Annotated in this window: 23 protein-coding genes; 8 read left to right on the plus strand and 15 right to left on the minus strand. The window is 64.6% G+C overall.

The features are described from left to right. Positions 1-16: 16 nt before the first annotated feature. From EYQ35_06605 to EYQ35_06665, 13 genes are all read right to left on the minus strand, one after another. Positions 17-2,320: a hypothetical protein gene (locus EYQ35_06605; GenBank protein HIF63804.1), complete on the minus strand. Its 2,304-nt coding sequence runs from the start codon at positions 2,318-2,320 to the stop codon at positions 17-19. Positions 2,321-2,411: 91 nt separating this feature from the next. Then, positions 2,412-3,197, minus strand: a complete 786-nt coding sequence (locus tag EYQ35_06610; protein ID HIF63805.1) for an SDR family oxidoreductase — start codon at positions 3,195-3,197, stop codon at positions 2,412-2,414. A 2-nt stretch (positions 3,198-3,199) separates the two neighbouring features. After that, positions 3,200-4,360, minus strand: coding sequence for an acyl-CoA dehydrogenase (locus tag EYQ35_06615; GenBank protein HIF63806.1), 1,161 nt, complete (start codon positions 4,358-4,360; stop codon positions 3,200-3,202). A 26-nt stretch (positions 4,361-4,386) separates the two neighbouring features. Further along, complete coding sequence (locus tag EYQ35_06620) at positions 4,387-5,289, minus strand: SDR family NAD(P)-dependent oxidoreductase (protein HIF63807.1); 903 nt, start codon at positions 5,287-5,289, stop codon at positions 4,387-4,389. Between the two features lie 31 nt (positions 5,290-5,320). Then, positions 5,321-6,472: an acetyl-CoA C-acetyltransferase gene (locus EYQ35_06625; GenBank protein ID HIF63808.1), complete on the minus strand. Its 1,152-nt coding sequence runs from the start codon at positions 6,470-6,472 to the stop codon at positions 5,321-5,323. A gap of 75 nt (positions 6,473-6,547) precedes the next feature. Next, the gene (locus tag EYQ35_06630) at positions 6,548-7,012 is read right to left on the minus strand and encodes a hypothetical protein (protein ID HIF63809.1); all 465 of its coding nucleotides are present in this window, start codon (positions 7,010-7,012) and stop codon (positions 6,548-6,550) included. 15 nt (positions 7,013-7,027) lie between these two features. After that, a complete protein-coding gene (locus EYQ35_06635) occupies positions 7,028-8,179 on the minus strand; it encodes a lipid-transfer protein (GenBank protein ID HIF63810.1) in 1,152 nt (383 codons plus the stop codon). Between the two features lie 4 nt (positions 8,180-8,183). After that, positions 8,184-9,269 (minus strand): acyl-CoA dehydrogenase, encoded by a 1,086-nt coding sequence (locus EYQ35_06640; protein ID HIF63811.1) that lies wholly within the window; start codon positions 9,267-9,269, stop codon positions 8,184-8,186. 11 nt (positions 9,270-9,280) lie between these two features. Then, positions 9,281-10,447: an acyl-CoA dehydrogenase gene (locus EYQ35_06645; GenBank protein ID HIF63812.1), complete on the minus strand. Its 1,167-nt coding sequence runs from the start codon at positions 10,445-10,447 to the stop codon at positions 9,281-9,283. A 5-nt stretch (positions 10,448-10,452) separates the two neighbouring features. Beyond that, on the minus strand, positions 10,453-11,241 hold the full coding sequence (locus EYQ35_06650; GenBank protein HIF63813.1) for an enoyl-CoA hydratase family protein: 789 nt from the start codon (positions 11,239-11,241) through the stop codon (positions 10,453-10,455). 50 nt (positions 11,242-11,291) lie between these two features. Beyond that, a complete protein-coding gene (locus EYQ35_06655; GenBank protein ID HIF63814.1) occupies positions 11,292-12,347 on the minus strand; it encodes a nitronate monooxygenase in 1,056 nt (351 codons plus the stop codon). 5 nt (positions 12,348-12,352) lie between these two features. After that, positions 12,353-13,192, minus strand: a complete 840-nt coding sequence (locus EYQ35_06660; GenBank protein ID HIF63815.1) for a ketoacid CoA transferase — start codon at positions 13,190-13,192, stop codon at positions 12,353-12,355. Positions 13,193-13,208: 16 nt separating this feature from the next. Then, positions 13,209-14,090 carry a CoA transferase subunit A gene (locus EYQ35_06665; protein HIF63816.1) on the minus strand — a complete coding sequence of 294 codons (882 nt, stop codon included), beginning with the start codon at positions 14,088-14,090 and terminating at the stop codon, positions 13,209-13,211. A gap of 266 nt (positions 14,091-14,356) precedes the next feature. Between EYQ35_06665 and EYQ35_06670 the strand changes: the two genes are divergently transcribed. The 8 genes from EYQ35_06670 to EYQ35_06705 all read left to right on the plus strand — a co-directional run bounded on the left by EYQ35_06670 (position 14,357) and on the right by EYQ35_06705 (position 21,824). Next, the gene (locus EYQ35_06670; GenBank protein ID HIF63817.1) at positions 14,357-14,725 is read left to right on the plus strand and encodes a VOC family protein; all 369 of its coding nucleotides are present in this window, start codon (positions 14,357-14,359) and stop codon (positions 14,723-14,725) included. Positions 14,726-14,768: 43 nt separating this feature from the next. Next, positions 14,769-15,542 (plus strand): enoyl-CoA hydratase, encoded by a 774-nt coding sequence (locus EYQ35_06675; GenBank protein HIF63818.1) that lies wholly within the window; start codon positions 14,769-14,771, stop codon positions 15,540-15,542. A gap of 183 nt (positions 15,543-15,725) precedes the next feature. After that, complete coding sequence (locus tag EYQ35_06680; GenBank protein ID HIF63819.1) at positions 15,726-16,682, plus strand: aromatic ring-hydroxylating dioxygenase subunit alpha; 957 nt, start codon at positions 15,726-15,728, stop codon at positions 16,680-16,682. A 28-nt stretch (positions 16,683-16,710) separates the two neighbouring features. Then, a complete protein-coding gene (locus EYQ35_06685; GenBank protein HIF63820.1) occupies positions 16,711-17,841 on the plus strand; it encodes a nonspecific lipid-transfer protein in 1,131 nt (376 codons plus the stop codon). After that, a complete protein-coding gene (locus EYQ35_06690; protein ID HIF63821.1) occupies positions 17,838-18,272 on the plus strand; it encodes a DNA-binding protein in 435 nt (144 codons plus the stop codon). The genes EYQ35_06685 and EYQ35_06690 overlap by 4 nt, the downstream gene beginning before the upstream one ends. A gap of 85 nt (positions 18,273-18,357) precedes the next feature. Further along, complete coding sequence (locus EYQ35_06695) at positions 18,358-19,602, plus strand: sulfotransferase (protein HIF63822.1); 1,245 nt, start codon at positions 18,358-18,360, stop codon at positions 19,600-19,602. Between the two features lie 44 nt (positions 19,603-19,646). Then, the gene (locus EYQ35_06700; GenBank protein HIF63823.1) at positions 19,647-20,771 is read left to right on the plus strand and encodes a DUF1214 domain-containing protein; all 1,125 of its coding nucleotides are present in this window, start codon (positions 19,647-19,649) and stop codon (positions 20,769-20,771) included. Between the two features lie 168 nt (positions 20,772-20,939). Continuing rightward, the gene (locus EYQ35_06705) at positions 20,940-21,824 is read left to right on the plus strand and encodes a phytanoyl-CoA dioxygenase family protein (protein HIF63824.1); all 885 of its coding nucleotides are present in this window, start codon (positions 20,940-20,942) and stop codon (positions 21,822-21,824) included. Between the two features lie 50 nt (positions 21,825-21,874). On the opposite strand, the gene EYQ35_06710 is transcribed toward EYQ35_06705, so the two are convergent. Both EYQ35_06710 and EYQ35_06715 read right to left on the minus strand, forming a co-directional pair. Further along, on the minus strand, positions 21,875-22,786 hold the full coding sequence (locus tag EYQ35_06710; GenBank protein HIF63825.1) for a hypothetical protein: 912 nt from the start codon (positions 22,784-22,786) through the stop codon (positions 21,875-21,877). 12 nt (positions 22,787-22,798) lie between these two features. Further along, entirely contained in the window at positions 22,799-23,638 is an 840-nt protein-coding gene (locus EYQ35_06715; protein HIF63826.1) for an LLM class F420-dependent oxidoreductase, read from the minus strand. Between the last annotated feature and the right edge of the window lie 242 nt (positions 23,639-23,880).

The raw sequence follows: 23,880 nt of genomic DNA on the forward strand, positions 1-23,880 counted from the left end.
CCATCACCGCCCGCGGCTACTGCTTGCAACTGAGCTTCGTGGCCGAGCCGTTGTAGCGACAGTCGGCGAGCACGAAAGCGCTCTCGGTGCACAGGCCGGCGGCCGCTGCGGCGGCATCGCCGAGCACCACGGTAAGCAGCGGCGGTTCATCGCCCTGCTCGAGCGGGTAAGCGCCGTCGCGGGCCTTTACGATCAGCTTGGTTGCGCCGGGGGTTTTTTTCGATCGATCCACAAGCATGACCTTGTTTATACCGCCCACTGCGCTGCCGGTCTTGTCGGCGTACTTCCACTTCGTGCCCGCGCCGTTCACCCGCCAGCCCCGCGTACCCGTACCCAGGTACGAACCGGATGGCAGTGCGACCTCAGCCAACGAGCTGCCCCCCTCGGTCTGCACGGTCAGCAGCAGGCCGTCGCTTCCAAGATTGATGTCCGAAAAGTTCACGCCCGCAGGCAGAACCAGCTCTCCCTTCACCAGCAACCCCTCGTTGCCCGAACTCCCGTCACCCAGCCCTGACAGTTTAAGACGCGGACGGCCACCGAGATCACGCGAACCGTCGGAATTGGTACAGCTGGAATCCGCCTCGCAGCTGCACTCGCCCGCCTCGCCGGCGGCTATACACAAACCCGGGCAAGCCGCGTCATCGCTACCATCACACTGCTCGCTACCCTCGATGAGCCCGTTGCCACAGATCGAGTTCGAGCAGGCCGAGGTATCGAACAGGCAGTCACCGCCGCAGGCCAAGGTCCCGGCCAGGTATCCCAGGCCCACGCAGTCCTGCCCTGCCAGGTTCGCGCCGTCGCACTCCTCGCCGGAATCGATTGCACCGTTGCCACAGTTGTCGGCCACCAGGGCAATGCTGATCTCGGCCGGCACTGCGCCCACCGCCACCGCCTGCTGCTGGGTGGCATAGCCGGCCGCCGAGGCCTGCACGGTGTAAGTTGCGTTGGCGGGCAGCATGTAAGTCCAGCGGCCAAAGGGTAGAAAGGTGTTGCGCTCAAGCTCACCCGTATCGAAGACGTAATCCGTCAGCGTGACCGTGGCCTCCATGGGCAGGCCGGTTGCCGAGTCGGTGGTGTGTACGTCCAGGCGCGCACCGTCCAGGCGACTGTACAGGTACTGCCAGCCGGCGCGGTTGCGGGACACTATCGCTGGCACATCGGCAAAATTCGGCTCGAAGGAGGTTCCCACCTCCACCAGCATGGCGTAGGTGCCATGGTAGGCGTAGTACCAGCTGGTGTCGTCACCGCTTATGGGCCCACCCGAGGCCGGCGAGTAGACGTCGAAGCGCGGCGTCGAGTCCACGGCGTCGATGGCGTCGGCCATGCCGTGCATCATCTCGTGGATGACGTCGTGCTCGGGCATGATCTCGTTGGCCGCGCCGTTGCTGCAGGCGTAGGGGTAGTCGATGAACTGGCCGTAAGCGTGCCAGCTTATGGCCGTCGTAAAGTGCCACTGGTCGCTGAGAGCAGCCATGGCCGAGCTCTCCAGTTCGGACGAAGCCGACGGCCCGCGGTAGGTTTCCTGCGAACACGACGCGCCGCTGCCGCAACCCGCCGGCCCCCACAGGTATGAGTAGTTGCGGTTGAGGTCCACGCCCGTACACGAGCCACCGTAGGTCTGGCGGTTCTTGCGCCACAGCGAATCCACGTCAAACACGTGCTGGGTGCCGTCGGGGTTTACCACCGGCACGACCACGGTCTTGTAGTCGTTGACCCAGGCGGTAATCGTAGCGTCCACTCCGTAGCCGGCCGTCAAGGTGTCGACCACGTCCATGGCCACGTGAGGAGTGGCAACCTCGCGCGAGTGGTGCTGGCTGTTGAACAACAACGACGGCTCGTCCTCGTCTGTCCCCGGGTTGTCGGAAATCTCAAGGCCGTAGATGTCGCGTCCCTCCCAGCTCGTACCCACCACGAACAGCCGGGTGATGGACGGGTAGTTGGCGGCCGCCTGCGTGAGCAGCGCCTGTATCTCCGAGGGATCGTAGTACTGCGACTGCGTGCGACCCGGCTCAAGCGGCGCGTCGTCAAACGAACGCAGCACCACGAAGCCGGCCTCAACCAGCTCTGCCAACGCGCGCGCGTCGGGCACGTCAACCACGGCGCTGCCGGTGTCGGCGTCGTAGCCACAGCGGCCCGCGTGCATGCCGTGATCGGTAAGCCAGGCGAACCACGCGCGTCGTTCGGCAGCCGAGTGCTGTTGTCCTGCGGTGGGTAGCGCGAGCTCCAGGGTCCACGGTTGGGCCGGGGCGGGAGTTGGAAAGACTGCGACCCCGCCCAGGAACAGGGACAACAGCAGGGCCAGAATTATAAGCCGTCTCATGAGGGGGGCGCCCCGGTCAGCGCAACTTCAACAATAGGAAACCGGCAGCGGGTTCGTCAAGGTGAATCGCCCTTTTTCGCCGCGAAAAGAGCTATTTTGAGCCCGAAGTGTTGGCCGCAGCACCCAGGAAGGCCGGTTTTTCGCCCCCACCGTGCACGAGCAGACCGGCGCCGCTTATGTAGGCCGCCATCGGCGAGGCCAGGAACACACAGGCATCGCCTAGATCCGAGGGGTCGGCCAGGCGCCCAAGCGGCACCGTGGCTGCGACCGAGGCGATGCCCTCTTCATCGCCGTAGTGCAGGTGCGCCTGCTCGGTGCGCACCATGCCGCCGATTACGGCGTTGACCCGCACACGGGGGGCCCACTCAACGGCCAGCGATTCGGTCAGGCTCAACAGCCCAGCCTTGGCTGCCCCGTAAGCCGCCGTGCCCGGCGAAGGCCTGAGCGCGCTCACGCTGGAAATATTTATGATCGCACCGCCGCCGTCCTGTTGCTGCATCACGGCGTTGGCCTGCTGCGCGCAGTTGAGCGCCGCCAACAGGTTAAGGCGCACTATCGACTCGGAGAACCTCGGCGAGGCGGTCGCCGCCTCGGTGGCCGGGGCGCCGCCGGCGTTGTTGACGAGCACGTCCAGTCGGCCGTGGCTGTCTACCGCAGCCTCGATGACAGCCGCGCTGGCGTCGGGGTCACGGACATCGGCCTCAACAAACATGGCCTCGCGACCGTCGACCGACGGCAAGACATCGGGCCGGCTGCGACCGCAGATGATGAGCTCAGAGCCCGCCGCGAGAAAGCACTCGCTGATGCCCCGGCCCACACCCTTACCGCCACCGGTTACGACGACGACCTTGCCACTGAAGTCGAGTTTATCTGCCATCGTCAAGCCTCCAAGCCTGCCCTGTCCGCACATCCTATACCCAACAGGCTGGCTATGCGCTCGCGGTGCCAATCGGGGGCACCCAGCATTGTGCCCCCAGCGCGTGCGCGCTTGAAGTAGAGGTGACAATCGTATTCCCAGGAAAAGCCCACCCCGCCATGTACCTGTATCGATTCGGCGGCCGCCGAGAAAAAAGACTCGCTGCAGTAACACAGCGCCAGCGAAGCCGATCGCGGCAAGGTGGGATCTTCTACCGACGCGGCCCAGGCAGCATAGTAAGCAGCCGAGCGCGCGCTCTCGACCTTGACCATCAAGTCGGCCAGCTTGTGCTTGATGGCCTGGAAACCGCCTATCGGCCGGCCGAACTGGCGGCGTTCTTTTGCGTAGGCCACAGCGGCGTCGAGCACGCGCGTTGCGCCACCGAGCTGCTCGGCCGCAAGTGCGACCGAGGCGAGGTCCAGCGTGCCTTCGAGCTCGGCCCAGCCACCGACCATGCGCGCCTCGGCCTCCAGCCGCACGCCCTTGAGCTCAACGCGGGCCAGGCGGCGGGTATGATCCATGCCCGGTGTCTGGACGCAGGCCAGGCCATCAGTGCCGGCCTCGATAAGAAAAAGCGCTATGTCATCCGGGGAGCTGCCGCCGGCTTCGCGCGCGGCGACCACCAGGAGGTCAGCCGTGGCTCCATCAACGACGAAAGATTTAACGCCGTCAAGGCGCCAGCCGTCTCCGTCGGTAGTAGCAGTCGCTTGTATTCCACCAGCCTCGCGTGAGCCGTCGTTCTCGGCAAAGGCCAACGCCGCGCTTATTTTGCCCGCGGCTATGCGCGGCAGCCACTGTTGCTTCTGCTCTTCGCTGCCGGCCAGCAACAAGGCGTTGGCGGCCAGGCAGACCGTCGAAAAAAACGGTGCGCACAACAACGCCGCGCCCATCTCCTCCATGAGCACCGACAACTCGACCGCACCCAGACCGTAACCTCCGTACTGTTCGGGCAATGCCACGGCCGTCCAGCCCATCTCGCCCGCTACGCGCTGCCACACGCCCTGGTCCCAACCGCGCTCGCCCTGCATGGCCTCACGAACCTGCTCGGATGAGGACTGGTCGGCAAGAAATTCGCGCGCGCTGCGGCGCAGTTCCTGCTGCTCGGCTGTCAGTGAAAAATCCAGTTGCCCTTCCCCCGCTTGTCCTTCAGTCAGGTACCGTAGACCTTCTGCGGAAGCTCGCTCTGCCCTAACAGCCCCGCCACGGCCTCGCCCAGGTCCGAGGGTTCCCAGCGTTGTCCGCAGTCGATCTCAACACCCGTGCGCCAGCCATCGCACAGGCTCACGCGACCGCCGTCCACCTCGAACACTCGGCCCGTCACCTCGCGCGACGCCGGGCTCGCCAACCACGCCACCAGCGGCGACACGTTGGCCGGATCCATGGCATCAAATCCTTCGTCGGGGGCTTTCATCATGTCGGCGAAGGCTCCCTCGGTCATGCGCGTGCGCGCCGATGGCGCGATCGCGTTGGCCGTGATGCCATAACGACCCAGTTCAGCCGCCTGCACCAAGGTCATAGAAGCTATGGCTCCCTTGGCAGCCGAGTACACCGACTGCGCGATGCTACCCTGCAGGCCCGCGCCCGAGCTGGTGTTCACGATGCGTGCGTCGACTTCTTCGCCGGCCTTGGCACGGTCACGCCAGTGGGCCGCCGCGTGGCGCGCCACGCAGAAGTGGCCGCGCAAGTGCACGCGCAGCACCGCGTCGAACTCCTCTACCGTGGCGTTGGCAAACATGCGGTCGCGGACGATGCCCGCGTTGTTGACCACCACGTCCAGACGACCGAAACTCTCGAGGGCGGTGGCAAGCAGCGAGCCTGCCCCGTCCCAGTCGGCCACGTCGCCGGCGTTGGCCACCGCCTGGCCACCCGCAGCGCGGATCATCTCTACGACTTCGCCGGCCGGGCCGGTAGACCCGCCACTGCCGTCGAGTTCGGCTCCTATGTCGTTCACGACCACGGCCGCGCCCTGGCGACCCAGCTCAAGCGCATGCTCACGGCCCAGGCCACGGCCCGCGCCGGTGACAACGGCCACCCTTCCTTCGCAGATACCCATCTCGTCGTCTTCTCCCCGTCCAGCTGTCCCGTTACACGCGTTCAATTATGGTCACGTTGGCCTGGCCGCCGCCCTCGCACATGGTCTGCAGACCGTAGCGGCCGCCGGTGCGCTCGAGCTCGTGAAGCAGCGTGGTCATCAGCCGCGCCCCGGTGGCACCCAGCGGGTGACCCAGCGAAATGGCACCACCGTTGACGTTAACCTTGTCCATGTCGGCCTCGAGCTCCTTGGCCCAGGCCATCACCACCGGCGCGAAGGCCTCGTTGATTTCTACGAGGTCAATATCGTCCAGAGTCATGCCGGTTTTCTCCAGTGCCCAGCGCGTGGCGGGCATGGGAGCGGTGAGCATCCAAACCGGGTCTGCACCGCGCACGCTCAAGTGATGAATGCGCGCCCTCGGTTTGAGCCCGTGTTCCTTCACGGCGTCTTCACTGGCTATGAGCAACGCGGAGCTGGCGTCGGATATCTGGCTGGCCACCGCTGCCGTGACCCGCCCGCCCTCGCTCAGCGTCTTCAGAGTCGCCATTTTTTCCAGCGAGGTATCTCGGCGCGGTCCCTCGTCGGCGGTGACGCCTTCGAGCGGCACGATCTCGCGATCAAAACGCCCCTCGTCCTGGGCCTTTATGGCGCGCTGGTGGCTCTGGTAGGCAAACTCCTCCATTTCCTCGCGCGAGCATTCCCACTTTTCGGCGATCATCTCTGCCGAACGAAACTGTGACACTTCCTGGGTTCCGTAGCGCTCCACCCAGCCCTTCGACTGCGAAAAAGGATCCTCGTGACCATATTCCTGGCCGGCAAGCATCGACGAGGAAATCGGGATCTGGCTCATGTTCTGCACGCCACCGGCGACCACGAGGTCGCTCGTGCCGCTCATCACCGCCTGGGCCGCAAAGTGCACCGCCTGCTGGGCGCTGCCACACTGGCGATCGACGGTCGTGCCCGGCACCTCGTCGGGCAGGCCGGCTGCCAGCCAACAGGTACGCGCAATGTCACCGGCCTGTGGACCGATGGTGTCAACGCAACCGAAAACCACGTCTTCGATGGCGGCGGGATCAACGTCGTTGCGATCCATCAACGCGCGCAGGCTGTGCGCACCCAGGTCAGCAGGGTGCACCTGGCTCAAGCCGCCACGGCGCCGGCCGACGGGCGTTCTCAGTGCGTCTACTATGTATGCTTCGGACATGTGGTCTCTCCTCTTCTACCCCTCGGGGGTTTCAAGCCTTCAATGTTTCCCGCCCGCGGTGCCCAGTAAAGCGGGCTAGGCAACGTCGTCTTCCAATAAAAGCAGCGGCAGGGCAACGTCGTCGGCTACTTTTTCAAAGGCAACCTTGAGGCGGGCCCCTATGACCAGCAGGCTGGGGTCAACGGGCTCGCGCGCCTCGCCGCTACCGCCGGCCGCGCCGCCACGAACAACCCTGCCGAATATCCTCAGCGTGGGCGCTTCGTCGAGCTGGATGACGGCCACGTTGTAGGGCGCGTCTTTTTCAAAGGCCGGCAGCAACGGGGGGTGTGCCACGCAGTACGACCACAGCTGCCCTCTACCAGACAGTTTCTGCCAACCCGTATCCAGCGACTGGCAGTCGGGGCACATCGGGCGCGGCGGAAACCTCAGGCGCCCACAGTCAACGCAGGCCTGCACCACGAGTTCGCCGCGCAGAGCGGCCTCCCACATTGGCGCGTCGGCGGGGTCGTCTGTCACCGGCAATGGTCGTTCGTCTATCATCGTAACTGCAAGTCTCTAATTTCTCAGCAGCAAGGCCGAACTCGGCACCACGTGGGCCGAAGTCACCAGGCAGAGGTCGGCGTCTTCGACCTGGGAAGTCGAACTCCCGCGCATCTGCCGAACGCCCTCGTTGAGCAGGTTCATGCCGTGCACGTAAGCCTCCGACAGGCTCCCGCCCGAGGTATTAACGGGCAGCGAGCCGCCCGGCCCCAGGGTGCCGCCTTCTACAAAACCCCCGGCCTCGCCCACAGGGCACAAGCCGTAGGTCTCAAGCGATAACAACACCAGCGGACTGAAGGCGTCGTATAACTGCGCCACCTTCACGTCGGCCGGCACGGCATCAGCCTGCCTCCACAGGTTGCGCGCGGTTGCCCCCGAGCAGCCGGCCAGCGGGTCGTCGCAATGAAAGTTAGTCATCACCTGGTACTGCTCGCCCATGCCCTGCGAGGCCGAGTGTATGAACACCGGCCGGGTGCGACAGTCGCGCGCGCGCTCGGCCGACACGATGACCACCGCCACCGCGCCGTCGCTCTCGAGGCAGTTGTCGTAGAGGCAAAGCGGCTCACTGATCCAGCGCGCGTCGAGGTAAGTGGCCAGGTCGAGTGGCTTCTCGTACATGGCCGCGCGGGGGTTGAGGTTTGCGTGTTCGCGCTGGGCCAACGCGACCTCGGCCAGCTGCTCGCGCTTAAGACCGTACTCGTGCATGTAGCGGCGCGCCATCAGCGCCACCTCGTCCACGGGCCGCAGAAGGCCTACCGGCCGCGAGTACTTCCACTGGTCGGAAATGCGATCGTTGACCTGCGCCCAGACGCGGCTGCTCTTCGCGCCTCGCTTGCGCGACCGCCACACAACTCCCACCTGCGCCATGCCGCAGGATATGGCCATGGCCACCTGGGCCACCGCCCCGCAGGCCGCTCCGCCGCCGTGCGCCACCTGCGAAAAGAAATTGAGCTCGCCCATGCCCACTGCGCGCGCGAGCTCGAAGTCAGCCGGACCTTCCATGGTAAACGACGCGAGCGCGTCGACCTCTCTGGGATCAATGCCGGCGTCGGCCAGCGCGTCGCGCACCACCCGGCATGACAGCTCCAGCTCGCTGGCCCCGAGGCTGCGCGCGTACTCGCTTTCGGCCAGCCCCACGATGGCGGTGCTGTCACTCAACGAGCCCACGCCGTCAGTTGACTCCCTGCAATTGCAGTTGGCCTTCACGGGGGTTGTTGTCTACGTCCGCAAGAACGGCGTCCGCCAGGCGGCCGCGGTGCCAGGCCGAGCCACCCCAGGTCATCTCCAAGGCCCAGGCGCGCTTCATCCACGCGTGCAGGTCGACCTCCCAGGTGTAACCAATGCCTCCGTGCACCTGCAGCGAGGTCCTGGCAGCCAGCAGCGCCGCCTCGTCGGCCATGGCCTTGGCCTGCGACACGTGCAAGCCGGCGTCAGCGTGACCGGTCGCCAACGAACACGCCGCCCGGTACACGACAGGCCGGGCGAACTCGACAGCGACCTGGGCCGTGGCCAGGTGATGCTTGACCGCCTGGAAGCTGCCTATGGCCCGGCCGAACTGCTCGCGCTGGCCGGCGTAGTCAACGGCCAGGTCGATAAGCTTCTGCCCGATGCCGAGTTGCTGCGCAGCGCAGCCGAAAGCCGCGCGGTCGAAGGCCGCGTCGAGCAGGCGCATGGCCCCGGCAGCGTTGGCCAGCAGGCTGTCGTCGCCGGGCTTCCAGTCAACGGTGAACAGGCGCCGCGCGGCGTCGTTACAGGGCTGGCGGGTGAGTTCAACGTGGGCGCGCTCAACGGCGTGCAGAGATCCATCACCGGCCAGCAACAGCAGCAGCTCGGCCACGTGGGCGTCGGCAACGCAGGGGTTGGCCGGATGCTCCAGGGCCAGCCGGGCCTCGCCCGCGGCCACGCGCGGCAGCCACTTGCCGGCCACGCTCGCGGCGGAGCCACCCCCGGCGGCCAGTGTCTCGAGCAGCGGCGCTGCGGCCAGCACTGTTTCTACAAGCGGCTCGGGCAGGCAGGCCCGCCCGCTTTCTTCGAGCGCCAGAACCAGGTCGACCTCGGCCATACCGAGGCCGCCGTGCTCTTCGGCCAGCAGCAGGCCGGTGAGGCCCAGCTCGGCCAGCCCGCGCCACAGCCCGTCGCTGCGCCCGCTTTCGCCGGCCCACAGCTCGCGCAGAACAGCCGCCGTACAGTCGCGCTCGAGCAGCGCGCGCACACTGTCGCGAAACATCAGCTGCTCTTCGTTGAAATGAAAATCCACGGTTCGCCCACCTAGCCCCTGGGCAGTCCCAGCAGCCGCTCAGCCGCTATGTTGCGCTGTATCTCGTTGGTGCCGGCGTAAATCGGACCCGCCAGGGCGAATTGAAAACCGTCGAGCCAGTCGCCGACGTCGCCCGCAGCCCGGGCCGTGGGCAGCAACTCGGCACGCGGCCCGAGCAAAGCCATCGCCGTCTCGTGCATGGCGAGATCCATCTCCGACCAGAAAATCTTGTTCAAGCTCGACTCGGCGCCGATGCTGCCGCCTCCGATGATGCGACTGGCCGTGCGGTAGGTCTGCAGGGCGTAAGCCTCGGCCTGCATCCAACCGCGTATCACGCGGTCGCCCAGCGTAGGGTCGCGTTGGGCCGCCTCGGGATTGTCGCGAAGCAGTGCCACCAGCTTGCGCGCCGTGGCCTGGTAGCGAGCCGGGCTGCGCAGCATGAGTCCGCGTTCAAAACCGGCAGTGCTCATGGCCACTTTCCAACCCCCGCCCTCTTCGCCCAGCAACTGGTCGACGGGCACGCGCACGTTGTCGAAGAACACCTCCGCGAAACCGGTCTCCCCGTCGAGTTGTTCGATGGCCCGCACCTGCACGCCCTCGGCGTCAAGCGGTACGAGCATGAAGCTGAGCCCTCGGTGACGCTCGGAGTCGGGGTCGGTGCGAAAGATACAGAAAATCCAGTCGGCCCACACCGCACGCGAGCACCAGGTCTTCTGGCCGTTAACGACGTAATGGTCGCCGTCGCGAAAAGCAGTGGTGCGAATGGCCGCCATGTCGCTGCCCGCGTTGGGCTCGCTCCAGCCCTGGGCCCAGACGTCGATACCGGCAGCCATGGGCGGGAGAAAGCGTGCCTTCTGTTCGTCGCTGCCGAACTCCATCAGCGTGGGGCCGAGCAGGAAAATGCCGTTCTGGTTCACGCGGCCGGGCGCACCCGCGCGGTAGTATTCCTCTTCGAAGATCAGCCACTCGATGAGATCCACGCCGCGACCGCCGTACTCAACGGGCCACGACACCATCGCCCAGCCGCCCTCGTTGAGCTTGGTTTCCCACTCGCGGTGAGCGGCAAAGCCCTGCTCGGTGTCCATCGACTGCAGGGCCTGCGCGGGCACGTTGGCCTCGAGCCACTCTCTTGCCTCCACGCGGAACGCGCGCTGTTGCTGGGTGTAGTCGAGATCCAAAAGGGTCAGTCCTTGTTGCCCTTGCCGCCGGTCTTTTTGCCGCCATCCGAAAAACTCGCCTCTCGTTTTTCAACGAAGGCGTCGCGCGCCTCCTGCGAATCGGACGACGCGTACATCTCGTAGGTAAAGCCCTGCTCAAAACGGTAGCTGCGCTTTATGTCCACCGGCTCTATGCCGTTCAGGGCCTCCTTTGCCACGCGCACGGCGCGTGGGCTCTTGGCCGCGATGACGGCGGCCAGCTCGCGGGCGGCGGCGGCCAGTTGATCGCGAGGATGCACGCTTTCTACCGCGCCCAGTCGGTAAGCTTCGAGGGCGTCTATGGGCTCGCCGGTAAAAAACATGCGCCGTACTTTCTGCAACGGGAACATGCGCGCCAGGTGAGTAGCCGCACCCATGGCTCCACGGTCTATCTCGGGCAGACCAAAGGTCGCGTCGTCAGAAGCCAGTATGATGTCGGCCGAGCCGACCATGCCGATGCCCCCACCCAGGCAGAAACCCGACACCGCCATCACGACCGGCACCGCGCAGTCGTGTATGGCGGCAAAGGTGTCGTAGCAGCCGTGGTTGACCTCCACTATGCGTGAACTGTCGGCAGCGAGTTCCTTGATGTCCACCCCAGCGCAGAAGCCGCGTCCCTCGTTGCGACAGAGCACCACGTTTACCGACGGATCGTCGCCCAGTTGCGTAAACAGTCCCGCGAGTTCGTGCCACTCGCCGCTGTCAAAGGCGTTTACCGGCGGCTTGTCCAGCACCAACTCGGCCAGCCCGTCGCTTATGCTTGTCTTGAATGCCATTTGCGTTTCTCCCGTCAACCCTCGCCTGTTCCCTCGGCCGTCGCCCGCCCTCAGCCCGCCAGCGCGGCCAGCCGCACGCGCGCCTGCTCAACCATTCCTTCTATCAATTGCGCGCAGGTCGGGCGATCACTGATGAGCCCGGCGACCTGGCCGCTGGGCAGCACGCCGTCGGCGGGGCGGCCGTCTACCATGGCGCGCTGTATGAACACCGGCGCGTTGGCTGCCATAAGCGTCTGCGTGGGGGTAAGCTTGTCGGAGCTTCGCATGGCCAATGCCGAGCGCAGCAGCTCGGGTATGCTGGCGCCGCTCATCTTGCGATACTCCAGGCCGCTGGCCAGCGCCCGCGCAAGTCTGGTTAAAGAACTACCTCTCTCGAGCCGGTCGAGAAACTCGTTGCGTATCACCCGCTGGGGCATGCCGTCGACCTCGCGCGTGACGACCACGTCGGCCACCCCGGCCGCAAAGTAGCGATCAACCGTGGCGTCGGGCACCGGGCTCTCGGCGGTCAGCAGGAATCGCGTACCCATGGCCACGCCGTCGGCACCCCAGGCAAGCGCCGCGGCCAGGCCGCGTCCGTCGTGGAAACCACCGGCCGCCAGCACCGGTACGTCGACCACGTCCAGTACGGCCGGCAACAGCAGCGAGGTCGGCACCACTCCCGTGTGACCGCCACCCTCGCCGCCCTGTATGACAACGATGTCGGCTCCCAGCTTGACGGCCTTCTCGGCGTGACGGGCCGCGCCCACCGTGGGCACGCACACGACGCCGGCCTTCTTCATGCGCTCGATGAAAGCCGCGTTGGGAGAGCGCGAGTAACTCGCCGCGCGTACGCCGTGCTCGACTATGCTTTCGACGATACGGTCGGCGCCCGGCTGCTCCATCAAGAAGTTTACGCCGAAGGGCTGGTCGGTAAGCTCGCGCACGCGACGGATGGCCGCGTCGGCCTCGTCGGGATGCATCACGGCACAGGCGAGAAAACCCATGCCGCCCGCATTGGCCGTGCCGGCCACCAGCTCTGGCGTGGCGACCCAGCCCATGGCCGTCTGGACGATGGGGTAGCGTACCCCGAACAGGTCACAGGCGCGGGTGTGCAGAGGATCACCCACAGTGCTCAGCCTTTTTTTGCGGCGCTGGATTTCGCTGGAGGAAACACTGTCGCGCGAAGGTTGTGGGGGTCCAGCCGGTCCCTGAGCACCGCCAGCTGTTCGGCGGTGGGCGCCGGGGTCTCGACGATGTTGTCGGCCAGCGCGAGTTCAAAACCCGTGGCCTCCTGCACCTGCTCAACGCTCACACCGGGGTGCGTGCTCACGAGCCGCATGGTTCTTGCTCCCTGGTCATCGGTGCCTCCGAAATCGAGTACCGCGAGGTTGCTGACCACCAGGCGGTAGTCGTGAAATTCGCGCCGGGCACCGGCCGGCCAGCGAGAGGGGTCGTAACTCACGCCCGATAGCATGTCGACGCTCTCTACGAAGCTGCGCGTGGAGTGACTGGGGATAAAAAAACTACAGGGGTGGTTGATGGTGTTGCCGGGTATGCCACGCACGCCCAGCAGCGCGACTTTCGGATGGTCGTAGTCGCCGATCACCGAAATATTTGTGCCGCCGTAGCGATCGATCTGCGTGGGCATGGTCATGGCGTGGCGACGGCCGCCGGCAATGAGATCGAAGATCGCGCGAAAGGGCAGCCAGCCTTCCACCTTCGGGCGATAGTCGCCGCGCGGGCCGGGAGGCACGGGTTCGCCCACGAGCATGCACTCGCTGTCGGTCATCATCAGGTCGGGGTTAAGCGTGAGCCAGGCCAGGCCGGCCGCCAGCCGCGGTGCCGTTCCCAGTCCCGACGCGAGCAGCTCGCCGTCGTCAGCCCAGGCTCGCGCCGCCGCCGCAATGCAGAGCTCAGCCAGCGTGGAATCGCCGGGCGCCTGTTCGTCTTTTGCTATCTCGTTTGCTGCCATGATCAGTACACCGCCATCAATAGATCGTGGGCGGGATGGCCGTTATGTGATCGCGGCCGCCCGCGTTTTTAATGTACGCGGCGTGGTCCACGTCAAGGTAACGCTCGCGGTAAGCCCCCCAGGCCTGCTCGTCGGCCGCCGCCGCGGAGTATTCCTTCAAGTGCGCAGCGTCTATGCCGTAGCTGGGTGAGCAGCCGGTGGGATGAGCGCCCAGCGGCACCTCGACCACGCCCGACACCTGCGAACGGTTTATAAGCAAACTGTGCACGCAGCCGTCCTTGAGCATCTCGTCGGCCGTGGTGATGCGCTCGCAGCTCAGGTAGGCATGATCGGCCGCGGCGCAGAACAGGTCGTCAAAGTAAGGATCGGGCCCCAGCACCTGCCCATTGCCACGGCTGTCGGCCTGGTCCACGTGCACAAGCGCGGCGTCGAGCCTCAAGGCCGGCATGGCGAGCAGGGTTTCGCCGTCATCGTAGGGCGAGCTGATGGTCTTGAGTTCGGGGTTGCGCGCTTGCACGTCGGTGGCCAGGCCTGCGCGCGTGGGCAGAAAGGGCAGGCGCATGGCGGCGGCGCGCAGTCCCCACTGGAACATGCCCTCGTCTATCTCGGTGATCTCGAAGTCGCCGGCCTGGCGGGCGCGACGAAAGTGCGCATCAAGAGCGATGACGTCGAGGGTGACAAAGCCGAACACCAGCCGTCGCACGCGCCCGGCGGCGCACAACAGGCCGACGTCGGGACCACCGTAGCTCACCAGCGTGAGGTCGGTGAGCGGCGAGCGCAGTATCTCGCGCACGAGCGCCATGGGCTTGCGGCGGGCGCCCCAGCCGCCTATGCCCAGCGTCATGCCGTCCCGGAGTTGGCCGACGACGTCAGCGGCCGTCATCGTTTTATCGGTCACCTGTAACCCTTATCCCCGTTGTCTTCCGCCGCTTACACTGCTTGGCCGCGCCGATTACCGGCGCTGGTTTCCCGCGCTGAAATCGAGCGGCTAGAACACGTTCTACTATCAAGTCGCCGCGGTGAAGGAAAGAGTTAAGCAAAGGAGCCTCGCGACGCGGGGAGCTGCCGCCCCCCGCTACCAACACCCGCGCCGGGGGTGTAGAACTCCGCTTCCCGGCGCGAGATGGGCGGCGCCCGAGCAACGAGGCGAAGGAGAACAACGCGATGATAGGTTACGTCACCATAGGAACCACCGACATGGAAAAGGCCAAGGCCTTCTGGACCGAGCTGCTCGAGCCCATGGGCGCCAAGGTCATAATGGACCTCGGACGCATCGCGCTCATCGGCCCCGCGCTCGACCAGCCCATGCTGGCAGTGTGCACGCCGTTTGACGAAAAGCCCGCCGACCACGGCAACGGCAACATGGTGGCCTTCCCGGCCGGTTCGGCCGAAAAGGTGGACGAGATGCACGCCCGCGCCATGGGCATGGGAGCCAGCGACGAGGGAGCGCCGGGGCAACGCATGCCCGGTTTCTACGGCGGCTACTTCCGCGACCTCGACGGAAACAAGGCCGTATTTTTTCACATGGGCTGAGAGTGCCCAGGAACACCGACACGCGAGCAACAAGGAGCCAACAATAGTGGACGAAATCCTGGTCAACCGGAAAGACAACGGCGTGGTGACGATCTCGTTCAACCGCCCGCAGCGCAAGAACGCCATCATCTACTCCATGTGGGAGGAGATGAGGCAGCTCTTCCATGAGATATCGCAGAACGAAGACGACCGCGTCGTGATATTTACCGGCGAGGGCGACGCGTTCTGCGCCGGTGCAGATCTCGGAAAGGAGCTTTCCAGGCTGCATCCCCTGCGCTCGATGGACAGCGTTAACTCGGCCGTGCTCGCGCTGCACGAGATCACCCGTCCGACCATAGCCAAGGTCAACGGCGACGCGGTGGGTGCCGGCATGAACATCGCGCTGGGCTGCGATCTCGTAGTGGCGGGCGAAAGCGCGCGCTTCTCTCAGATCTTTGTACGCCGCGGGCTGTCGGTTGACTTCGGCGGCACCTGGCTGCTGCCGCGCGCAGTGGGCATGCACAAGGCCAAGGAGCTGGCGATGCTGGGCGAGATACTGAGCGCGCGCGAGGCCGAGCAGATGGGCCTGGTGAACCGGGTCGTGGCCGACAACGAGCTCGATGACTTCGTGGACGACTGGGCCGATCGCCTGGCCGCAGGGCCACCGTTGGCCCTGCAGATGACCAAGAAGATGCTGTCCAACGCGTTCAACCAGGGGCTGCCCGACGCGCTCGACGCCGAGGCGACCTCGCAGTCGATAAACCTGGCGAGCGAAGACACCCGCGAGGGCGTGGTGGCTTTTATCGAGAAGCGCGACCCCGTGTTCAAGGGGCGCTAGCCGGGTGAGCCCGGGACCGAACGGTCGTAGCGTACGTAGTTCGTGGATAGAGCAGGTTTTCTTCGTCTGAATAGGGCCCGTCGCCGCAACTTCTATTCAAGCTACGAACGTTGTATAAAAACTCGCTGTTGAGTCCCGGTAAACGCCAATACTGCTACCGCCTGAAGCTGCCAGGTTGCTGTAATGAGTGAGAGAATACCTTTACCAATTCTTGAGGGCTGGTTCTGCGTACTGGCGTCTGACGAGCTCGAGCCAGGTAGCCTGCAGGCTCTACACTGTTTTGGACGTGAGATGGTCGCCTTCCGCGGCGAGGACGGGCAGGCCCACGTTATCGACGCCTTCTGCCCCCACCTGGGCGCGCATCTCGGCCACGGCGGCAGGATAGAGGGCAACAACCTGCGCTGTCCTTTTCACGCCTGGGAGTACGACGGATCGGGCAAGTGCGTCCATATACCCTACTCCAAGCATATTCCGCCTAAGGCGAGGCTGAAATCGTGGCGGGTGGTAGAAAAAAACGGGCTCATTTTTGTCTGGCACCAGGAACGGGACGACGAGCCTGGCTGGGATATTCCCGATGTTCCCGAATGGGGTGAAGAGGGGTGGACCAAGCCCGACGCGCGGGTATTCCGAGTTCGCTCACACCCACAGGAAATGGCCGAGAACGTGGTCGACTCGGTTCATTTTCAATACGTTCACGGCACGCCCGAACGTCCGCGGATGAAAGCGCGCATCGACGGCCACGTACTCGAAGCGTCGCAGGAACTGACGTTCACGACCCCGCGCGGAGAGGTGAAGGGAGACGTCAAAATCCGCGCCTACGGGCCAGGCTTCTCGGTAACGCGCTTTTCCGGAATCATCGACACGCTTCTCCTGATTACGGGCCTGCCCATAGATGACGAACTCAACCAGACCACCATCCGATTCGTCGTAAAGGAGCTGCCCGCGGGAGAAGAAGCCACCCGTAGCGTGGCCAAGGCTTTCATCGACGAGATCGAACGACAGTACTCGCAGGACGTTCCCATATGGGAGAACAAGCGCCACCTCGCCAAGCCCATACTCTGTGACGGCGACGGACCGATTGGCCTACTACGCGAGTTCTACCAGCAGTTCTACCCGGACAGCTGGAGCGCGCACGGGTGAGGCCCGGGGCGTGACACGAAAAGCGGCCATCGTCGGAATTGGTCGATCGGCCTACACCAGGAACTCGGGCCGAACGGTACTGGCCCAGGCCGCAGAAGCTGCCCGGGAGGCTATCGCCGACGCGGGCCTCCAGCCGGCAGATGTTAACGGTGCGTGTTCGTTCCAGGCAGCCGACTCGGTAATGGGCTACCAGCTCGCCGACGCTATCGGCATCGAGGAGCTGCACTGGAACCTGGACGTGTACGGCGGCGGCAACCAGGCAGCGGCGGTCGTAGCTAACGCCGCAACCGCCATCGAGGCGGGTTCATGCGAAACGGCTATTGTTTTTCGCGCCATGAACGGGCGCTCCAGCTACCGCTTCGGTACCGGCCGCGGTCGCACGATCGAGGCAACCGGCGAGTCCCAGTTCCAGGCACCCCACGGATACCTGGTCCCGCCCCAGTGGATGGCGATGTGGGCACGGCGACACCAGGAAGTTTACGGAAGCACCTGCGAGGACCTCGGCCAGATCGCGCTCAACGCGAACCGCCACGCCTGTGCCAACGCCCACGCCCTTACACAAAAGCCTCTCACCCTTGACGGCTATCTCGCGGCCCGCTGGATACACGAGCCCCTGCGGCTCTACGACTGCGCCTACGAGGCGGACGGTGCAGTGGCTGTTGTCCTCACGACCGAAGAGCGGGCGCGTGACCTGCCCCACGACCCCATACGTATACTCGCCCACGCCGAGTCCAGTCGCGGCGGGGGTTCGTGGGACCAGTGGCCCGATACCACGCGAATGTTCTCCGAGGCGGTGGCGCCCCGCCTCTGGGAGCTTTGCGGTCTGCGACCCGCGGACATGGACGTGGCGTGCATCTACGACTGCTTCACCTATACCGTGATGGTGGCGCTCGAGGACTTCGGCTTCTGCGAGCGCGGAGAAGCCGGTACCTTCTTCGCAGAGGGCCGAGGCACCTACGGCGGTGACGTGGTCGTGAATCCCCACGGCGGATTGCTGGCCGAGGCCTACCTGCACGGCATGAACCACCACTACGAGGCTGTGCTGCAGCTACGCGGTGAAGCCGGACCAAGACAGGTTCCGGAGGCCCGGCTGGCCCTGGTCACTGCCGGTGCCGGGCCGGCGGGCAGCGCACTGGTCTACACCCGGGAAAACGTATGAGTACCGACGCCTACTCGCTCCCGCCTCAACCCGCCCCGGACCCGGACTCCGAGCAGTTCTGGGAAGCCACGACCAGGGGCGAACTGGCGCTGTGCCGCTGCGTGGAGTGCCGAACCTGGATACAACCACCACTGGAACGCTGCCGTCACTGCGCCGGCGAGACACGCTTCGAAAGCGTCTCGGGCGGCGGCACGATCTACAGCTTCATAGTCGTCAGGCACCCCTGCTGCCCAGGCTACCTGGACGACCTTCCCGGACTTGTCGGTCTCATCGAACTCGATGAGCAGACAGGTCTTCGCCTGACAGCCCGCCTCGTTGACGCCGAGCCAGGTCAGCTCGCAATCGGCCAGCGAGTCCAGGCAGAGATCGTAGACCTGCCTGGCGGCGAGTTCCGCGTCCCCGTATTCCGGGTCGTGGACTCCGCGGGCTGAATTCGCCGGCCTCGGTCAACGATCCAGACAACGCGCGCCCGCCACAGTCCGTTGACACACGCCCGTTCCTACAGAACACTGCGCCATGGCGTGGACTCCACCGCCCCGGTCGCCTTGGGTTGACCAGGTTAACGGGCTCGCATCGGCACTGACCGACGGTGGCCGTTCAATGGTACCGCTCGACGAGGTGCAGGCTATCCAGGCCGCGGTCGACGCGACCGGTCTCGATAATTTTGGAGACGATGGATTCCGCGAAGGGCTGGCCATGCTTGTTCGCTCGCTCGAAGAGGAGGCCCAGCTCACGCTCGTCGGCAGGCTGCTGGCGCGCGCGGAGATTGCACGGATTCTCGAGAGTCGACTCCGCACCGAGAAGATCTTTCACGACCACCCCGAGATAGAAGAAGAAGAAATCATCGCCCCGGTATTCGTAACGGGAATTGCCCGCACGGGGACCAGCATCCTCCATGAACTCCTGTGGCGGGACCCGGGTAATCGCGCCCCCATCACATGGGAGATGATGTACCCGGCCGCCGCCGTCGCTACCTCCGAGATAGACAGCGCCCTGACAATCGAGCTCGCGGAGAACGAAGTCAGGATGCAGGACCATGTCCTGCCGGCCATGAGAACGATGCACGAGCTGGGCGCGGAGCTTCCAAACGAGTGCATCTACATCTTCGCCCACGAATTTGCCTGCGACATGTTCACGGGGTTCTTCCACGTCCCCAGCTACACCATGTGGAAGGCGGGACTCGACCCCCAGCCCGCCTACAGCTACCACCGGCGCTTCCTCAAGCTGTTACAGTGGCGGCAGCCGAAGCGGCGCTGGGTGCTCAAAGCGCCCTCCCATATGAATCAGCTCGTCTGTCTCCTGGACACCTATCCCGACGCACACGTTGTAATCACACACCGTGACCCGCTGCGGGTCCTGGGCTCGATCTCTAACCTGATGGCGAGTCTGCAGTGGATGCGCAGTGACCACGTGCATTACGAATCGGTCGTCGAAAGCCTGGCCTTTGGACACGCCTACCTTCCCGAGCGCGTCATGCAGGCGCGCGACGCGGGGACGCTGGCGACCGAAAGCATCATCGACGTGCGCTACCAGGACCTCATGGCCGATCCGATCGGAACGGTTCGCGACATCTACAAGCGCTGTGGTTCCCCGCTCACCGGCGAAGCCGAACAGGCCATCGAGGCCTGGATGAAGCAGCGGCCAAAGGATAGACACGGCGTCCACGAGTATACTTTTGAAGACACCGGGCTCGACCTTGCCACCGAACGCGCGCGCCATAATAAGTACCAGGAGCGTTTCGATATACCTTCCGAAGTCTGAGGCCTGCCGGTCGGACACCTCCAAACACGGAGTTTTGCTGCCCTATGAAACAACCACCCAAAATCATGGCCAAGGCGTTCGACGAATGGATCGCGGCGCAGCAGACCGCGATCGGGCTCGTCAACGACGCCGAGCAACCGGGCACGGCCGCCGATTGGGCCGAGGGCTATCGCTGGGTCACGCGCATGGCCAGCATCGCCCTCGAATGGGTGGTCGAGAAGAACGACCCGCTGCACCCGGTAGTCTTCCTCAACGAAGACGACTACCACAAGTTCATCGTCGATAATCCCGACCTCAACCGATACTTCGCGACCATCGACGAAAACGAAACCTATCGCTTATTCGGGAAGCGCGGCGAAGCGATCTACATCGGGATTAACCTGGGCAGCGACATCTTCAATTGGGGTTCAGGCGCCGCGGGAGGAAACCTCGGCCAGTACGACCTTGATAATTTTGAAATCTCGGAAAACGGAGAATTCGAGATCACCCTGAGTCCAGATGAACACGAAGGGAACTGGATACGACTCGAAAAGGGAACCCAACATGTAACGTTACGTGAAACTTTTTCCGACCTGCGCAAGCAGGAGGCCGCGAAGCTCAGCATCGAGCTCACAGGGCGAAAGGTCCCACCACCCGAACTCACGCCGGAAGAGTTCGCCGACAAGCTTGCGACCGCGGCAAAGTTTTTCCTGTTCGTGGTGCAGACCAGCATCTCCATGTGGTCCGGGTTCGGCTCCCGGGTGAATAATATTGGGGGGGGCTCCGGCCAGCACCACGTCAAGGCGGGCGAAAACGAGATCAACACGCACTGCGATTCGCAAATGTACTACATGGGCAGCCGGTGGTCGCTCGAAGACGGCCACGCGCTCGTGGTAACGATCCGACCGCCGGAAGGAAACTTCCGGTACTGGGGAATCACTCTCGTTAACCCATGGATGGAATCATATGACAGCCGCTACGCGAGACCCTGTACTAACAATCACAAGGCAGATCGGAACGAGGACGGGACCTGGCGCCTGGTGATCGCGGCCGATGACCCGGGAGTCGCCAACTGGGTCGACACCGGTGGCCGGCTCGAAGGATTCGCGATGCTGCGCTGGGTGACGCACGGCGAGGTCCCGCCCGACCCCGATTGTGAATTGATGTCGCTCTCGTCACTGCGCCTCTGACCACCCTGGCCCACCGGCCTCGTTCTGCGTGAAACCGCGAAGCCTCGAAAACCGGCCGAGAAAAACTCCCCCGAAACTTCCTTCTTCCGCTTTCCCGGTTTATCCCGCTATACCCCGACTCAAGGCAACTGCCACGACCGGCGGCGATTCGAAGAGGAGGAGACCCTGATGAATGCGAAAATTGAACGGTTCAGCGTTGCGGGCGACCCCGACAAGATTCACGCCACCATTGAGCGCGACGGCGCGGCGATCATCGAGAACCTGCTCCCACCGGATGTAATCCGGCGCGTCAACGACGAGGTCGATTCGGCCGTCCTCGCCGCGGACCCTGAAGAGGCGATGCTCAACCCGATCATGAAGGCGTTCTATGGCCCCTACACAAAACAGGTGACCGGCGTACCCGGGATCTCACGCACGTTTGCCCTTGAGGTCATGTGCCATCCCATGCTGATGGCGCTCTGTGACCGCACCCTGTTGCCATCCTGCGCCCGTTACCAACTCAACCTGGGCCACCTGCTGCAGCGCGGCCCGGGCGCCGAGGACCAGTGGCTGCACCGAGACGAGGCCGTCTGGAGTGACGTGCCCCGCCCGCACCCCGAACTGCAGCTCGCGTCGGTCATAGCCTTCGTCGACTTCACCCATGAGAACGGCGCCACCCATGTCGTGCCCGGGAGTCACCGCTGGCCCGACCGTCAGCTCTCTCCAGCGGAACAGGCCGGGCAGCCGGCGCCGACCGCCGACCAGGTCGCGTGCGCGGAAATGCCCGCAGGTTCTGCCATCGTCTACTCGGGCGGCACCATACACGGGGGCGGGGCGAACACCACGGACCAACCGCGACGGGGTGCACACCTGAGTTACTGCCTGGGCTGGTTACGAACCGAGGAGAACAACTACCTGTCAACACCTCCCGCCACCGCAGCAACCTACCCGCGGCTGGCGCAGGAGCTTCTCGGCTATGCCCTGCATGACAGCATCTCCCGCGGTGGAGGCTACCTCGGTATGGTCCGTATGAAGGACCCGGTTGAACTGCTCGCCAACGGCGAACTCGGCTGATCGAAAGGCGAGCTGCTCCCCTCCCGTCATGCAGGCGTCGCTGCGACCAGCTATGTCGCGTCGCCCTCGCCTAACCCCGGGTGGCCCGGAAGCTCACGCTCGGTGAACCCGTATACCGCGCCGAAAGTATCCGCAGGATCGAGTTCAACCGTATGCGAGCCCTGTTGAATCACGCCGATCTCGTGGTCGCGGGCGTGGGCAACCACCCGCTGCAGATCGGCTACCCTGAAGGTGAACGCGTAGACTATGGGTCCGTGTGCCTCAAGGTGGCGCGCCAGTTCCGAGCCCTCGGAGGTCGGTTCGGCCAACTCGATCAGGGTATCGCCGATCGCGAAAAACAGGCTGTGTGAGCTGCGGGTGGAGTCTTCTTCCTCGTGAACGAGTTCACAGCCCAGCACGTCCGTGTAGAACCCCGCCGCCCCGGCAAGATCATTCACCGCCACCGTGCAGTGCGAAAGCGCCTCTATCCCCAGGGGATGCCGGTCGCGCCAGAAGGCCGGTGACCACCACTCCCGGTGCCGCGGGTCGGGAATCACCTGGTCCTCCAGGAATTCCAGGGCAGAACCGTACGTGTCCCGGGGGTGAGCGATCACGTAGTCGAAGTCCTGGTCCGGGATCTCGTCGACGACCCCCAGCCCTCGTAGTGATACCCGCACCCCGTTCTCCACGAGACGTTGTGCCAGCCCACGGCAGTCCTTGACCCAGAAGGCGATGTTGTTGAAGTGGTTGCCGTGGCGCCCGAGAAACCTCGCGATGGACGTGGGGGCCTGGCGATCAACGGGAGCAAGCATCTCGATCGAAAAATCTCCGCCCAGCAGGTTGGCGCTGTTGCGACTGTCCTCCGCTCCCAGGTGCTGGGCCTCGTATACCCAGCTCCCGAAGAAGTCGTGGTAAAAACGACCGACCTCGAGAACATCGTGGACGATCTGCGAGCCATGAAACAATCGAACAATCTCGGACATAGAGCCTCCTTGCTACTCGAAGACCTGCTCGGCGAGGCGCCGCATCCCGTCGATGGCCCCGCGCGAACGGTCCCACGGCGCGACTATCAACCGCGTGATTCCAGCGTCTTCCCAGCGGCGAACGTCGTCGAGATTCTCGATCCGTCCGGTGCATACCAACTCAAAGGGTTCGTCCTCGCGGCCGTACTGAGCCCGCAGCTGTGCCAGCTTTGCGATCGGCTCGGCGCACGAATCGGGCGTGTGATCGAGCCCCACCCAGCCATTCCCCACTCGGGCAGCCCGGCGCAGGGCGGGCGGAGACTCTCCACCGATCAGGATAGGTGGGTGGGGCTTCTGTACCGGCTTGGGTTCGAACTGCACCGGTTCGAAGTCGTAGAACTCGCCGTGGTGCTCAATAACATCGTCGCTCCAGAGGCGCTTGCAGATCTCGATTGCCTCGTCCAGGCGACGACCGCGCGTTCGGGGGTCCATGCCGGTGGCGGTCCACTCGCTCAGCAGCCAGCCCGCGCCGACCCCGATTTCGGCCCTGCCGCCCGAGACCAGGTCGAGGGTCTGGATCGCGCGCGCCGAGACGAATGGGTGGCGCAAACCCAGCAGGTAGACGTGGCTTCCCAGGCGGACACGCGATGTCACACCGGCCAGGTAGTTAAGATAGCCAAAGCAGTCGTACACGGGCGCGTTCGACGGAACCGGCGGATGGTCGGCCCCGGCAAACGGCGAGCCGGCCACGTCTACCGGCAGCACCAGGTGCTCGGGCAGCCACACCGATTCAAAGCCCAGGCGATCAGCCTCCAGGGTCACCCTCTCGTAGTACGTCGGGTAGAGACGGCCAAGTGCGATTCCCAGTTTCACTCCGTTACCTACCCGGGCCTCGCGATGCGCCTGTTCTTACCCACACCAATAATTTTCAATTTCGCCGCCTCGCGGAAAAGACCGTCAAAAGCGGTGGCTACCTGGTTCGTAGTTTATTCCGCGTACATGAGTTTTCCACTCAGCCTTCCGCGCCGCGGAATAACCACGGCTTGAAGTACAATGCCCTCGGGCTTATGTAAAAGGAGGCCGACGGTGAATTGACCGGTGGATCCTCCGGGCTC

Source organism: Candidatus Binatota bacterium (assembly GCA_012960245.1).
In the GTDB taxonomy this organism is placed as follows: Bacteria; Desulfobacterota; Binatia; order UBA1149; family UBA1149; genus UBA1149.